Annotated in this window: 13 protein-coding genes and 1 pseudogene; 6 read left to right on the top strand and 8 right to left on the bottom strand. The window is 58.8% G+C overall.

Features of this window, described 5'->3' with window-relative positions; genetic code table 11:
• Nucleotides 1-5: 5 nt before the first annotated feature.
• Complete coding sequence (locus EGY12_RS18390) at nucleotides 6-884, top strand: alpha/beta hydrolase (RefSeq protein WP_123894900.1); 879 nt, start codon at nucleotides 6-8, stop codon at nucleotides 882-884.
• A gap of 55 nt (nucleotides 885-939) precedes the next feature.
• Here the strand turns inward: EGY12_RS18390 and EGY12_RS18385 are convergent, their stop codons facing one another.
• From EGY12_RS18385 to EGY12_RS18375, 3 genes are all read right to left on the bottom strand, one after another.
• The gene (locus EGY12_RS18385) at nucleotides 940-1,074 is read right to left on the bottom strand and encodes an AcrZ family multidrug efflux pump-associated protein (RefSeq protein ID WP_033643027.1); all 135 of its coding nucleotides are present in this window, start codon (nucleotides 1,072-1,074) and stop codon (nucleotides 940-942) included.
• A gap of 192 nt (nucleotides 1,075-1,266) precedes the next feature.
• On the bottom strand, nucleotides 1,267-1,737 hold the full coding sequence (locus tag EGY12_RS18380) for an Rrf2 family transcriptional regulator (RefSeq protein ID WP_123894899.1): 471 nt from the start codon (nucleotides 1,735-1,737) through the stop codon (nucleotides 1,267-1,269).
• Between the two features lie 131 nt (nucleotides 1,738-1,868).
• Nucleotides 1,869-2,264 (bottom strand): DUF427 domain-containing protein, encoded by a 396-nt coding sequence (locus EGY12_RS18375; RefSeq protein ID WP_123894898.1) that lies wholly within the window; start codon nucleotides 2,262-2,264, stop codon nucleotides 1,869-1,871.
• A gap of 231 nt (nucleotides 2,265-2,495) precedes the next feature.
• On the opposite strand from EGY12_RS18375, the gene osmB reads away from it, so the two are divergent.
• Nucleotides 2,496-2,708 carry an osmotically-inducible lipoprotein OsmB gene (osmB, locus tag EGY12_RS18370; protein WP_123894897.1) on the top strand — a complete coding sequence of 71 codons (213 nt, stop codon included), beginning with the start codon at nucleotides 2,496-2,498 and terminating at the stop codon, nucleotides 2,706-2,708.
• Nucleotides 2,709-2,866: 158 nt separating this feature from the next.
• Here osmB and EGY12_RS18365 read toward each other — a convergent pair whose 3' ends face one another.
• Nucleotides 2,867-4,408, bottom strand: a complete 1,542-nt coding sequence (locus tag EGY12_RS18365) for a methyl-accepting chemotaxis protein (RefSeq protein WP_172962965.1) — start codon at nucleotides 4,406-4,408, stop codon at nucleotides 2,867-2,869.
• Between the two features lie 414 nt (nucleotides 4,409-4,822).
• Between EGY12_RS18365 and EGY12_RS18360 the strand changes: the two are divergent.
• Together EGY12_RS18360 and EGY12_RS18355 are read left to right on the top strand one after the other, a co-directional pair.
• A pseudogene (locus EGY12_RS18360) lies at nucleotides 4,823-6,060 on the top strand (hypothetical protein).
• Nucleotides 6,061-6,108: 48 nt separating this feature from the next.
• Nucleotides 6,109-6,516, top strand: a complete 408-nt coding sequence (locus EGY12_RS18355; RefSeq protein ID WP_123894895.1) for an SRPBCC family protein — start codon at nucleotides 6,109-6,111, stop codon at nucleotides 6,514-6,516.
• Here the strand turns inward: EGY12_RS18355 and EGY12_RS18350 are convergent.
• Both EGY12_RS18350 and mrdA read right to left on the bottom strand, forming a co-directional pair.
• On the bottom strand, nucleotides 6,506-8,224 hold the full coding sequence (locus EGY12_RS18350) for a penicillin-binding transpeptidase domain-containing protein (protein ID WP_049199504.1): 1,719 nt from the start codon (nucleotides 8,222-8,224) through the stop codon (nucleotides 6,506-6,508). The two genes, EGY12_RS18355 and EGY12_RS18350, sit on opposite strands and share 11 nt — an antisense overlap.
• Before the next feature lie 107 nt (nucleotides 8,225-8,331).
• Nucleotides 8,332-10,257: a penicillin-binding protein 2 gene (gene mrdA, locus EGY12_RS18345; RefSeq protein ID WP_123894894.1), complete on the bottom strand. Its 1,926-nt coding sequence runs from the start codon at nucleotides 10,255-10,257 to the stop codon at nucleotides 8,332-8,334.
• Between the two features lie 294 nt (nucleotides 10,258-10,551).
• On the opposite strand from mrdA, the gene EGY12_RS18340 reads away from it, so the two are divergent.
• A complete protein-coding gene (locus EGY12_RS18340) occupies nucleotides 10,552-10,833 on the top strand; it encodes a YjcB family protein (protein WP_123894893.1) in 282 nt (93 codons plus the stop codon).
• A 37-nt stretch (nucleotides 10,834-10,870) separates the two neighbouring features.
• Here the strand turns inward: EGY12_RS18340 and EGY12_RS18335 are convergent, their stop codons facing one another.
• Nucleotides 10,871-11,320, bottom strand: a complete 450-nt coding sequence (locus tag EGY12_RS18335) for a MarR family winged helix-turn-helix transcriptional regulator (protein WP_123894892.1) — start codon at nucleotides 11,318-11,320, stop codon at nucleotides 10,871-10,873.
• 240 nt (nucleotides 11,321-11,560) lie between these two features.
• Between EGY12_RS18335 and EGY12_RS18330 the strand changes: the two genes are divergently transcribed.
• Nucleotides 11,561-12,760: a multidrug efflux MFS transporter gene (locus EGY12_RS18330; RefSeq protein WP_123894891.1), complete on the top strand. Its 1,200-nt coding sequence runs from the start codon at nucleotides 11,561-11,563 to the stop codon at nucleotides 12,758-12,760.
• Between the two features lie 171 nt (nucleotides 12,761-12,931).
• On the opposite strand, the gene EGY12_RS18325 is transcribed toward EGY12_RS18330, so the two are convergent.
• Entirely contained in the window at nucleotides 12,932-13,423 is a 492-nt protein-coding gene (locus tag EGY12_RS18325; RefSeq protein ID WP_047727596.1) for an ester cyclase, read from the bottom strand.

The raw sequence follows: 13,423 nt of genomic DNA, 5'->3' as shown, positions 1-13,423 counted from the left end.
AAATGATGAGCATCGATCTGACGTTTGAAGACCTGAGCGCGCGCGCCGTGCAATACAACGCCCGCGCTTCGGTGGAAGATTTTGACGCCTGCATGGCGGAATACGCCGCGCTGGCCCAGCGCGCCAAGGTACAGACGCCCGGAATTTACGACCTGCGCTACGGCATGAGCGCCGCAGAGCGCCTCGATCTGTTCCCGGCCTGCACGCAGCCCGCTCCGCTGCTGATCTTTATTCATGGCGGCTACTGGCATTCGCAGCGCAAAGAGGAAGCCTGTTCGATGGCCGCAGCGTTTGCCCACCGCGGCGTAGCGGTCGCCACGCTGGAATACACGCTGGCACCGGAAGCGACATTGGCGGAGATCGTGCACGAGGTACGCAGCGCCGTCGCCTGGCTTTATCATCATGGGGCGCCTTTCGGCATCGATCCGGCACGCATTTTCGTCAGCGGCAGTTCGGCCGGCGGCCACCTGTGCGGCATGCTGATCGCGGACGGCTGGCAACAACGCTATCGTCTGCCGTCCGACGCGATCAAAGGCGCGCTGGCGCTGAGTGGCCTCTACGATCTGCGCCCGCTGTGCGATATCTACATCAACGACTGGCTGCACCTGACGCCCGAACAGGCGCAAACCCTCAGCCCGCTGTTCTTGCTGCCGGCGAAGGAACATGCGCCGCAGATATTACTCGACGTCGGCCAGCAGGAAACCCAAGGTTTCAAAAACCAGACGCAGGCCTATTATGACGCCTGCCTGGCGCGCGGCCTCGACGTCCGACTGCTGGCCGATCGCCACTGCAATCACTTTACGTTGGTCAACGAGCTGGCCGATGCGGAAAGCGCGATGTTTCGGCAGGTGATGGCGATGATTGACGCCACAGCGCAATCTTAGAGAGGAGAGGAGAGGAGATAAAAGAGCCGGGGGCTGAGCGCCCCCTGCGTGCCGATCAGCCGTTTTTGCGGCCGATAGCGGAAAAGACGTTGAACACTTCACCCAGGCCGTAAATCGCGCCGAGCAAGACGGCCACCATTACCGGCACCAGGACCACCACCGTGGCCAAGCTTTCAATCATTTCTAACATCGTTCTCTCCTGGTTTATAAGCACAGCGAATCTACGCCGGAAGAAAAGGTTTCCGGCCAATCGGTTGAGTATCGTGGGGAAGCAGTCTAAAACGTGAGCTACATCACACTTGATGCGAGCTAATGTAACTTACACAATTACATTAAAGCAATGCAAAAAATGCTCTGTACGATGAAGGGATTGGCGTGGTTTTTATTGCGTATCCGCTTGATATTGCGGCGAACAAGGGACAAAAGGATAGCCGGCGCGCCGTTCGACCTGCCCGGCCATTTCAGCGATGCTGGTTTGCGCCAGGCTGGCTTCCAACGCGTGACCGACGCGCGCAAACTCTTGCTCCAGCACCGGGGTAATGGCGTGGCCAATATAGCACGCATCGTTAGGCCGGGCACGGTGCAGCATGAAGTACGGTTGATCCTCTACCGCGCGATACACGTCCAGCAGCGAGATCGCTTCCGCCGGCCGCGCCAGCAGCGCCCCGCCGCCTTGCCCCATCTGTGAATAGGTCAGCCCCGCCTCCGCAAGCGCGCCGAGGATACGGCGCACCACCGTCGGGTTGGTGTTGACGCTGCGCGCGATATCTTCGGAACGCACCGTCTGCCCACGACACAGCGTGATATTGGTCAGAATGTGGATGGCAACGGCAAATCGCGTAGAGGTAGACACCTTGGCACCTGCTCAGAGTTTCGTTTATGTCGGATTAAAACATAAGGAAAGCGTATCAATTTCCGGTAATACACATAATGAGTAGGGGCAATAAAAATGTCAACCTGCCCCCGCCGGATGGCGGCGGCAATTCACGCTTCGGCACGGATCTCCGCCACTTTATCGGGATAAAACGCCAGATGATCCTTGATCGCCACTACGGCGTTGTAGGGCATTTCATAGCTCCAGGCCGTATTGGCCCCCTGTTCGCCGTTTAACGCAAGGGAGAAATAACTGCAGTCGCCCTTATAAGGGCAGTAGCTGACGTGCTCGTTTTTTTGCAACAGCGCCATATTCACGTCTTCGCGCGGGAAGTAAAACACCGGCGGATAGTTGGCTTCCTGCAAGATAAGCGCGTTGCGGCTGTCGGCCAGGGTTTGCCCGGCAGCGCGCACGACAACCCGCGCCGGATGACGGTTCAAGGTGATTGGATGATCCGGACCGGGGATTTTCACCGGTTTGCCGGACGCGGAAACGAGATCGGACATGGCGGCCTCCAGAGTGTGCGCCCCGTCCCCCGCGAGGCGTCTTCCCAGTATAGACCAGCGGTTTTGCCGGCGGCCGCGCATTCGGCGAGCAATCGCTTTTCGCCGCCGCAAAATTAAGAATTTTTACCTGTTCGATTTTCTTACGGAGGAATACATTCATCCCAACTTCTACCGACGGATTAATCGGATTATTTTTAATCCATTAATCAGTCAATTTACCAGGAACTCATTATGAATATTAAACGTGCCGCAGGTGTATTGGTGGTGGTGACGGCGACGCTTTCCGTTACCGCATGTGGGCATATGTCCAATCGCGATCGCAACACGGCGATCGGCGCGGGCGTCGGCGCAGTCGGCGGCGCTGTGCTGACCGACGGCAGCACGCTGGGTACCCTCGGCGGTGCAGCGTTGGGCGGCATTATCGGGCACCAGACCAGCCGTTAATCATCCCATCAAAATAATTTCTGCAGGCCGGCGTTTTTTTAATCCATAAGCGCCGGCCTGTTCTTTTATTTAACCCGCTGAATTTTCTCAGAGGACGAGAAATAATAAATAGCGTTACGCGCAGCTTTATTATTAATTACCCCGCCCGGAGTGGTTGATTACGCAGGCAGCCTGAAGCGCGCCACCGCTTTTTCCAGTCGTTCCGACTCGTCCTGCAACAGTTGCGAAGTTTCGGTCACCGCGCTCACCAGCGTACCGGTTTGCCGCGCCACCTGATTCAGCGCCGCAATGCGTGCCGTCACGTCCCGAATGCTCTCCCCCTGATTGAGCGACGCCAGGGAGATTTCCCCCATCAGCACACTGCATTTGTTCACCAGATCGATAATCTGGCGCAGGTTGCTCGTCAGCAGCTCCACCGCCTGCGAACCTTGATCGATTTGCTGCAGCGAACGGTTGATCAACTGCTGGATATCGCGCGTCGAATGGCTGCTCTTTTGCGCCAACAGGCCAACCTCTTTGGCCACGATGGCAAAGCCGCGGCCGTGAACACCGGCGTGCGCGGCCTCGATCGCCGCATTCAGAGCCAGAATATTGGTCTGGAACGCTACGCTGTCGATCAGCGCGACGATGCCCCGCATCTCGGCCGATTGGTTGACGATCCCTTGCATCGAAACATTGACGGTTTGCATCGTCTGCTCACCGACGCCGGCGCACTGCCGGGCCTGTTCGGTTCGTTGGCTGGCCTGCTGCGCGTATTGACCGTTCTCTTCCACCCGCGCCGCCAGCTGCTGCACGTGCTCGGTCGCCAACTGCAATTCGCCGTCCTGCTTTGCCGACTGCACCGTTAACTGTCGATTGCCGTCCGTCAGTCGCACGACGCCGTTCAAGATCCCGCTCGCTGCATCGCGCACTTCGCTCACCAGCTGCTGCAGGCCGCCCTGCATATGGCCAATGCTGGTTTGCAGCTGACGCATCTCGCGGTTGAACGCCCGCTCAGGCGGCAGCGGCCGAGAAAGATCGCCGGCGGCCAGCACGTTGAGGTGCGCGATCGCCCGCTGCAACGGTACGATCACCCAACGAGAGACACCGAACCATACCCCCACGGCGATCAGCGCCAGCGCGGCCAGCGCGCCGAGCGCAAAGATTTTGGCCTGCTCCAGCGCCGCCAATTGCCGCACGTTGACGTCATCACCGCGCCGTGCGTTCAGCGCCTGGTAAGAGAGATACTTCTCGTTGAAATCCGCCTGAAATGCCTGGATCGGCACGGCAAAAAACGCATCGATACTGCTGCCCTGCAACCCTTGCGCCTGCTCTTTCAGACCGTCATAAAACAGGCGGTAGCTGTCCTTCAGGGCGCCCGCCGCCTCGGGCGCACCCGCGCTCAAACGCTCGAACTGGGCGAACGCCTGCCGTGAAGCCTGCAACGCCGCCAACGACTCATCCAGCTGGCTGTGCCAACTGCCGTCAGAACCGGTGGCTTTATCCTGCAGATAATAGATGCCCGCACGGTTCAGCGTGTCGCTGGCCGTCAGCAGCGACAGCCTGGCGCGATCCATCGTCGCCTGCTGGCGATGCAACGCATCGCCCATCACCAGATTAACCTTGGCGTCGCGCAAAATATTGGAAATAAATACCGTGGAAAACAATTGAAGCAGAGAAAATAGCGCGATAACGCAAATTACGCCACTTAATAAGCCCATGCTCTTGCCGAAGCCAAACGCGCGCGGCAGCGCTGCCGCAGGTTTTACCCTGCGGCCGAGTGTCAGTTTTATGTTCATGATTTTTATTCAGTAATATCAGGATGCTGCGAGTCTAGCGGGCATTGATGACACTAATATTTCAGCCTGCTTTGCCTAGCCCCCACAGACCGAAAAGGCCAAAAATTTGGTATTGTTCGTCAACTCTTATTTTTATTTCTTGACTTGTTTAATACTGGATTTATAGTTTTTCCATTAAACGAAAAACAAAGTTTCATATATTAATCGATGCAGAATTTAATATATGAAACGCTCAACAAAATCGTCTCAAATATAAAACCGATGAGCGAAATCGTCCTATTCACAGGTGAAACTCGCTCGCCTTAATAAACAGTCCATTCTTTTCAGGGGCCAGGCATGCGCAAGATTATGCTTTGTTTTTTTCTTGCTTCACCAGTAAGTTACGCAACCACCTCCGCATTACCCAACGACGCTGTCGCCACCCCGGCGCCGGTAAAAAAAGTCGCCCGGCATTTCCGCATATTCATTGGCAAAGCGAAGATAATAAAAAGAATATTGATATCGGTGGCGCACTGCGCGCCAATTATCGCTATGAAGATTGGCACAGCAGCAATTATCGGAATCCTCCACATTTACGCTTTGACGCCTTTCGCATCGATGCCGCCGGCCAGGTAAACGACGTGTTTTTCGATAGCGGATTCTGGTTTCAGGATCGGCGCAAATACGCCATCGACCGCGCCTATATCGGCTACCACCTGTCTGAGCGCTCCGCCGTGCAGCTCGGCGCGCCGTTCAAACCGTTCGGCCTGATGCCCTACCCGCAGTTCGGCTGGTCGTACGGCATTCCGTTTTATCTCGGTTTCGGCGTCAACACCGGGCTGGGGGCCAAATACCAATACCAGCATGACGATTGGGCCTTCGATGCCGCCTACTACCCGCGCATGATGCCGACCGGCGTGCGTTACGCCCCCGACGTCGCCAGTTACGACGATCTGAAAAACACCAACTATGCGTCACAGCACCTGCAGCGCAACGAAAAGCGCGATCAGGTAAACCTGCGGCTGACGCGCGCTTTCCATCAGGGCGGCTGGGACAATGAGCTCGGCGGTTCGCTGGCGGCCTCGCGGCTCTACAACCAGGCGAGCGGCGATAACGGCAGCTTCTGGGCGGCAGGCCTGCATACGCTGGTGAATTACGATCCCTGGCATCTGTCCGGCCAGGTGATCCGCTACGGTTACGACGCCAAAGGCCCGGCCGGGGCCAACAATTCAGTGATCCTGATGGGGGGCAACGGGCTCACGCCGGCCTATCTTATCCCGTCGCAGGCCACCACCGCCGCCATCAACCTGGCGCGCGACGTCGACGTGCCCTGGGGGCCGGTGAAAAAGCTGCGGTTCTACAACGATTACAGCGTGCTCTGGAAGGATAGGCACGGCGGATCTGACTCTAAAATGAACACGCTGGGGGTACAGGTCTTCGCCATGCCGGTGATGCTGTGGGTGGATCTGACCTGGGCGCAGAACGCCAACCCGTGGGGCGGCGTGGAAAACGCCACCGGCTGGACCGGCACCCAGTCCTCCGGCAGCAATAAATGGTATTTTCGCACCAACGTGAACATCGGTTACTACTTCTGAGGCGGCGGGATCTACACTGAAGTATCGCCGCCAACCGGAGAACCCACGATGCTGAGCGCACAAACGCTGCATGTCGCCATCAACCGCCCCTGTGACGAGGTGTATGCCTTTCTCAGCCAGCCGGAAAACTTCCCCTTGTGGGCCAAAGGGTTAGCCAACAGCTTGCGGCGGGAAGGTGAAGACTGGGTGGCGGAGACCCCACAAGGGCCGATCCACATTCGCTTCAGCGCGCCGAATGCCTTCGGCGTGCTGGATCATTGGGTGACGCTGCCGGACGGCGGCGTAGTCTATGTGCCGCTGCGCGCGCTCGCCAACCGGCACGGCACCGAGGTGATCTTCACCCTGTTTCGCCAGCCGGGCATGGACGACGCGCTGTTCGCCCGCGACGCCGGGCTGGTGAACGCCGATCTGCAGGCGCTGAAGCGCCTGCTGGAATCCCCCTCGATTACCCCTTGACCGACGACACCACGTTAAGCGGCTGGGCATCCGGCAGAATATTCATGTGCTCCAGCACCTGGGCCATGATCTTGCCGAACACCGGCCCGGCTACCGAACCGCCGAAGTGCTTGCCGGCTTTCGGGTTGTTGACCATCACCACCAGCGCCACCTGCGGATCGCTGGCCGGCGCCACGCCGGCGGTGTAGTTAATGTAGCCGCCGTCGTATTTGCCGCTCGGGCCCATTTTCTCGGCGGTACCGGTTTTGATCGCCAGCCGGTAGCCCGGCACTGCGGCGCTCACTCCGCTGCCGCCCGGCAAGGCATCGCTCTCCATCATATGCACCACGGATCGTACCGTATCCGCGGGCAGAATACGTTGCCCCATCACCGGCGGCGTCACCTTGGTGATCGACAGCGGCCGATAAATGCCGAAGGAACCGATAGCGGCGTACTCGCGCGCCATCTGCAGCGGCGTCACGCGCAACCCATAGCCGAAGGAGAAGGTAGCGCGTTCGATATCGGCCCAGCGTTCACGATGCTGCGGCAGATAGCCGCTGCTCTCGTTGCCGATGCCAAGCTCGGTTGGCCGCCCCAGGCCAAAGCTGCGATAGACCGCCGGCAGCACCGTGGCCGGCAGCGCCAGCGCAATGTGCGATACCGCGATGTCGCTCGATTTTTGCAACACGCCGGTGATGGTCAACTTCGACCAGTGGCCGACGTCTTTGATCAGGTGACCGTTCACCCGATACGGCGTGGTGTCCAGCACCGTATCCGGCCGGATCAGCTTATGCTCCAACCCCACCATCACCACCACCGGTTTCACCGTCGAGCCCGGTTCGAAGCTGTCGCTGCTGCACACGTTGCGAATGTCTTTCGCCGGGGTACTGCCATAGTTGTTCGGGTTGAACGACGGGTAGCTGGCCATGCCGAGGATCTCGCCGGTGTCGATCTTGACCAGCACCGCACAGCCGGAGTCGGCCTGGTTAGCCACCACGCCATCGCGGATCTGCGCATAGAGCACGTACTGGATAAATTTGTCGATGCTGAGCGTCACGTTCGGCGGCGGCACCGGATCCACGCTTTTTAGCACACCGATCACCGCGCCACTGCCGTCCTTCTGATAGACACGCAGGCCGTTTTTGCCCTGCAACAGCGGGTTGAAGCCCAGCTCGATGCCCTCCAGCCCCTGATTATCCTGGCCGACGATGCCGATCAGCCCGGCGGCGTCCTGGCCCATCGGATAAAAACGGCTGAAATCCTGCTCGGTGCTGACGCCGGTCAGGTGCAGTTTGCTGATGTAGGCGGCGTTGTCGTCCTCCACCTTGCGCGCCAGATAGACGAAACGCTTGCGCGCGTTGCTCTGGATCAAATGCTGCACGTCCGCCAGCGGGATCTTCAGCACGTTGGCCATGCTCTGCCAACGCTCGTTGCCGGTGTCGGTCTGAGTATCGAGAATGTGTTTCGGATCCAGCACGATGTCTTTGGACGACACGCTGACCGCCAGCGCCTCATCGTTGCGATCGGTGATCATGGCGCGGTTGGTCGGCACCACCTGGGTGCGGATAGAGCGCTGGTCGGCCTGATCCGCCAGCTGTTGATGTTCCAGCAGCTGCAGGTAGCCGACCCTGAACGCCAACAGAAAAAAACAGACCAGCATGCCGGCGCAAATCCAGCCGAAACGAACTGTGGAATAGGTTTTACCGCTTTTTTTGGTCGATGGCGCCACTGTTGTGTTAACCCTGCGTTTTTATTCGGTTTATGGTGTTATTTCAGTCTACCTTGCCGGATATGGTCAGGAGATTGCAGTTTGTAAGAAAGTAAAAACAAACCGCATCACCGTTGCACATCCGCACTGTCGTTTAACTGCGGTTTACTTTGCGCCGTATCGCCGGGCTGCGGGGCGTTGGCTGGGTCAAAAATGTGGTCGAGGATCGCGCGAGCGGTCGGCCCCGCCACCACGCCGTCGCCGCCGCCATTTTCCAGGATCAGCGCCATCGCCACCCGTGGGGTTTTATAAGGCGCGAACAGCGTATAGAAGATGTGATCGCGCAGCCGCACCGGGATCATTTTGGCGTTATAAGTTTGGTTTTGCTTCAGGCTGAACACCTGCGAGGTGCCGGATTTGGCGGCGATCTGATACGGTGCGGTATGGAACAGCTTGTAACCGGTGCCGTTCGGCAAATTGGCCATGCCGTACATGCCGTTGCGCACTATGCCCCAGTAAGGCGAATGGGGATCGCCGATCTGCGCCGCTTGCGCCGGCGGCTGGTAGCGCGTCACCCGGTTGCCCTGCTGCAGTGAATACAGCAGATGCGGCGTTTTCACCTGGCCGTTGTTGATCAGCGTGGTCAGCGCTTTTACCATCTGGATCGGCGTCGCCACCCAATACCCCTGGCCGATGCCCACCGAAACCGTATCCCCCTGATACCAGCCCTTTTTATGCACCTTCAGCTTCCAGTCGCGGCTCGGCAGCACGCCGCGGTACTCTTCGTTCAGATCGATGCCGGTGGACTGGCCGTAGCCGAACTGACTCAGCCAGTGGTGGATACGATCGATGCCCATTTCATACGCCACCTGATAAAAGAAGGTGTCGGCGGATTCCTCGATCGCTTTGGTGACATTGAGCATGCCATGGCCGGTTTTCAGCCAGTCGCGGTAGCGGCGTTCGGTGCCGGGCAGCGTCCAGGTCGGCGCGCCAAAAAAGGTGGTAGTGGGCGTGATCACCCCGGCGAACAGCGCCGAAACGGCCATGTAGGGCTTCACCGTCGACGCCGGCGGATACAAGCCCTGAGTGACGCGATTGATCAGCGGCAAATCCGGGTTGGTCAGCAGCGCCTTATAGGCCTGATAGCCGATGCCTTTCACGAAAGGATTGGGATCGTAGCTGGGGCTGGAGACCATCGCGAGGATGCCCCCGTCGCGCGGATCTTCGACCACCACGGCGGCGCGCTGCCCCTTCAGCACCGATTCAATGTACTGCTGCAGCGGCAGATCCAGCGTCAGGTAGATGTTCTTGCCGGCCTTCGGCGGCTGCTCCTTCAGCAGGCGGATCACCCGCCCGTGGTTATCGACTTCCACCTCCTGATAGCCGGTGGTGCCGTGCAGTTCGGACTCGTAATAGGCCTCGATGCCCTGTTTGCCGATGTTGCGGTCGGCGGCATAGTTCTCGCTCAGCCCAGCCTTGTCCAAGCGTTTGAGATCGCTGTCGTTGATCTTCGACACATAGCCCAACACGTGCGCCAGCTGGGCGCCGTAAGGATATTCACGCTGTTGATAGGTATCGATTGTCACCCCGTCGAAACGATATTGATTGACGGCAAAACGCGCCACCTCGGTGTCGCTCAGTCCTGCTTTGAGCGTCACCGGTTTGTAGCGGCTGTTGTGGTGCATGTCGTCGCGAAACGCGCTGATGTCTTCCGGCGTCAGGTCGACGATCGGCGTCAGTGCCTGTAACAGTGCCGCCATGTCACTGATTTTGCTGGGCGTGACCTCGATACGATACAGTGTCACGTTTCGCACCAGCGGAATGCCGTTGCGATCGAAGATCAGCCCGCGGCTGGGGGCGATCGGCAGCATCTTGATGTCGTTCTGGTTGGAGCGCGTCTGGTAAAAGCCGTGTTGGCGGATTTGCAGCCGGTAGAGATTGACGATCAGCGCGCCGAAACAGACCACCACCAGCGCCAGCGCTACGCCTGCCCGGCGGATAAACAGCCTCTCTTCCGCAGAGTGGTCGCGAATTTTTTCTTTTAACAGGGCCATGCGGTGCCGATACCTTTTGCGTCACATTTCCCCGCAAAATCAGGGAACTGAAAAGCCGGCAAGCATAGCGTTATCGGGCGCACCGCCCCATGAAAAGGTTGCTAATGAAATGGCATAACTGTTTCAGCATATTGGAATGTTACCGTCGGCGTTTTTTTCACCGCGCTCCCCATTGAGCCGCCGTTCGCCCCAATGCTACAATGTGATCTAAATCACACTATTCCCGTTATTCCCCCGCATTTCCCTGTCGGCGCCCTGCCGAATGCGGCTTTTTGTTACATAGGATCGAGTTCGATGAGTACCATTGCCACCGGTTTAGTCATGATGCGCTGGGAGTTACTGAGCGCCGTGATGATGTTCTTCGCCAGCCAGTTAAACGTCGTTTGCCGTAAAACCAGCCGCAACGGCATGGCGTTCATGTTCAGCAGCCTGGGCCTGTTTACCGCCTGCTGGTTCGTGATGGGCCTGATGGGCATTCACCTCACCCTGGAAGCCTTCACCCAATTCTGGTCATCGGCCTGGGATCGCTACGTGGACGTAGTTAGCACCATGCCGACCGATTGGCCGATGCCGTAATCTCGCCGCAGGGGCGGCGCACCGGTCGCCCCGCCGATTATTCCGTTTCCGTTGACGGCGCCGCCGCCAGCCGCGCCATCAAGGCCCCCGCCTCAATCAACAGCGCCTGCTCCCGCTCCGTTAAACAGCTCTCCATCGCCGCCAGCAGCCACGCCTCGCGCCGGCTGCGGCTTTGCTGCAGCAGGCCAAGCCCGGAGGGGGTCAGGCGCACCCGCACCCGGCGTTTGTCTTCGGCGTCCGGCGTGCGCACCAGCAAACCATCGGCCTCCAGCTCACGCAACGCGGCCGCCAGGTTAGAGGAGCGCATGCGCTCCGACTCCGCCAGCAGCGACGGCGTCGCCTCGCCGCCGTGGCGATCGATAGCCCCCAACAGCATCAGCTGGGCCCAGGATTTTTCGTCGCTGCGCGATTCGCGCCGCAAACGGCGCACCAGCGACATTAACTGCGTGCGCAGCAGCGTCACGTCTTCAGGATGATCTTTTTTCATTGGCATTAATCGATAGCGTTCAGTTTATCCCTGCTTTCACACCGCCGGATCGCGCGGTCTCCGCGCCGCTCTGGCTTAACCCAGTTACCTATGATAATATAGCTATTAATATATAGCAAAAAGACACTGCGTCGGCAGGGTTACGTTTGCTCACGCATTTGCCCCTCGCCAATTAATTTGCAGTGTTATTATTATTTTGCTTAATAAATCCCTCCTTATTCAACGTGGTACGGTAAGCCGATGGAAGCGTGGAAAGTTAATCTGATCTCGGTCTGGCTCGGGTGTTTCTTCACCGGGCTGGCGATGAGCCAAATCCTCCCTTTTCTGCCGCTGTACGTCGAACAGCTCGGCATCAGCGATCACCAATCCCTCAGCCTGTGGTCCGGTCTGGTGTTCAGTGGCACCTTTTTGGTCTCGGCGGTGGTGTCGCCGCTGTGGGGCAGCCTGGCCGACCGCAAAGGCCGCAAGCTGATGCTGCTGCGCGCCTCACTGGGCATGGCGATCGTCATCGCGCTGCAGGGGCTGGCCACCAACGTCTGGCAGCTGTTCGCGCTGCGCGCCCTGATGGGGCTGACGTCCGGCTATATTCCCAACGCCATGGCGCTGGTCGCCTCGCAGGCGCCGCGCGATAAAAGCGGTTGGGCGCTGGGTACGCTCTCTACCGGGCAGATCTCCGGCGTGATCGCCGGGCCGCTCTTGGGCGGGCTGATGGCCGATCATCTGGGGCTGCGAGTGGTGTTTTTCGTCACCGCCGGGCTGATGTTCGTCAGCTTCCTGGTGACGCTGTTCCTGATTAAAGAGCGGCGCATCACGGTGAAAAAAGCGGATCAGCTGAGCGGCAAGGCGGTATTCCGTTCGCTGCCCTATCCGACGCTGATCGTCACCCTGTTCGTTTGTACCCTGATGATCCAGCTGGCCAACTCGTCCATCAGCCCGATCCTGACGCTGTTCATCCGCGAGCTGTCGGGCGACGTCAGCAATATCGCCTTTGTCAGCGGCATGATCGCCGCCGTGCCCGGCATTGCGGCGCTGATCTCGGCACCGCGCCTCGGGCGGCTCGGCGATCGCATCGGCACCGCACGCATCCTGATCGCCGCGCTGCTGTTCACCACCGGCCTGTTCGCCGTGATGGCCTGGGTCAATACGCCATTGCAGCTGGGCATTCTGCGCTTCCTGCTCGGCTTTGCCGACGGCGCGCTGATGCCGGCGGTGCAGGCGCTGCTGCTGAAGTATTCCTCTGATCAGGTGACCGGGCGCATCTTCGGCTACAACCAATCCTTTATGTACCTGGGCAACGTCGTCGGCCCACTGCTGGGCTCGGGCATTTCGGCGATGATGGGGTTCCGTTGGGTATTCGCCGTGACGGCGGTGTTGGTGCTTTGCAATGCGCTGCAGCTGCGCCATCAGTTCAAAAAAGTGGAGAGTCAACGCGCGGGATAACGGGAAATGCGGGGAAACGCCTCAAGCAGTGGTGGGACAATGACGCCCATCAACCGTGCCACCACTGCCAAAGGCGGCCGTAGCCTACTCGACGCGGCGGTCATTTAATATTTATGTAAGTAAATAAAGTGTTGCGGGCGTGTTGAGGGCCGCCGCAGCGGCCCTTGCGGATCAGAACATGGTATTGTCGTTGGCCGATTTTTCCGGCACATCCTGATTGACGTCCCAATGCTCGGTGATTTTCCCCTGATCGTTCACCCGATAAATATCCACGCTGGCGGTGCCGCGATCCTGCGGGTTATTTTGGTATTTGACGTGAACATAGACCAGATCGCCGTTGACCGCGCTGCGGTATATTTTGGCACTGTACTGCGGATTGTCCTTAAAGGTCTGGCTGAAGAAATCCAGGAACGGCTTGATGCCGTCGCCGACGAACGGGTTATGCTGCTTGTAGTTTTCCACAATCAGCCTCTGCGCCACGCCGATGTCGTGGCGGTTGAAAAAGCCCGCGTACAGATCTTCCACCACCTTCAGCTTCTGCTGGGCATGATGATAACCGCCTTTGCCGGCCGATTTGTAAGACGCCGCCTGATCCGTTGACAGCGCCGGGTAACTCGCCAGCAAGCCGCCGACGATCGCACAGGTGATCAATGCCTTTTTCAT

The organism is Serratia sp. FDAARGOS_506 (genome assembly GCF_003812745.1).
Taxonomy (GTDB): domain Bacteria; phylum Pseudomonadota; class Gammaproteobacteria; order Enterobacterales; family Enterobacteriaceae; genus Serratia.
The sequence above is the reverse complement of the archived record's forward strand: the minus strand, read 5'-3'. Positions and strand labels throughout refer to the sequence as shown.

Excerpts from the sequence above, each read along its gene's own strand:
- EGY12_RS18390 (WP_123894900.1), top strand. The coding sequence starts at position 6 with ATGAGCATCGATCTGACGTTTGAAGACCTGAGCGCGCGCGCCGTGCAA.
- EGY12_RS18385 (WP_033643027.1), bottom strand. The coding sequence starts at position 1,074 with ATGTTAGAAATGATTGAAAGCTTGGCCACGGTGGTGGTCCTGGTGCCG.
- EGY12_RS18375 (WP_123894898.1), bottom strand. The coding sequence starts at position 2,264 with ATGTCCGATCTCGTTTCCGCGTCCGGCAAACCGGTGAAAATCCCCGGT.
- osmB (WP_123894897.1), top strand. The coding sequence starts at position 2,496 with ATGAATATTAAACGTGCCGCAGGTGTATTGGTGGTGGTGACGGCGACG.
- EGY12_RS18365 (WP_172962965.1), bottom strand. The coding sequence starts at position 4,408 with ATGGGCTTATTAAGTGGCGTAATTTGCGTTATCGCGCTATTTTCTCTG.
- EGY12_RS18355 (WP_123894895.1), top strand. The coding sequence starts at position 6,109 with ATGCTGAGCGCACAAACGCTGCATGTCGCCATCAACCGCCCCTGTGAC.
- mrdA (WP_123894894.1), bottom strand. The coding sequence starts at position 10,257 with ATGGCCCTGTTAAAAGAAAAAATTCGCGACCACTCTGCGGAAGAGAGG.
- EGY12_RS18340 (WP_123894893.1), top strand. The coding sequence starts at position 10,552 with ATGAGTACCATTGCCACCGGTTTAGTCATGATGCGCTGGGAGTTACTG.
- EGY12_RS18335 (WP_123894892.1), bottom strand. The coding sequence starts at position 11,320 with ATGAAAAAAGATCATCCTGAAGACGTGACGCTGCTGCGCACGCAGTTA.
- EGY12_RS18330 (WP_123894891.1), top strand. The coding sequence starts at position 11,561 with ATGGAAGCGTGGAAAGTTAATCTGATCTCGGTCTGGCTCGGGTGTTTC.
- EGY12_RS18325 (WP_047727596.1), bottom strand. The coding sequence starts at position 13,423 with ATGAAAAAGGCATTGATCACCTGTGCGATCGTCGGCGGCTTGCTGGCG.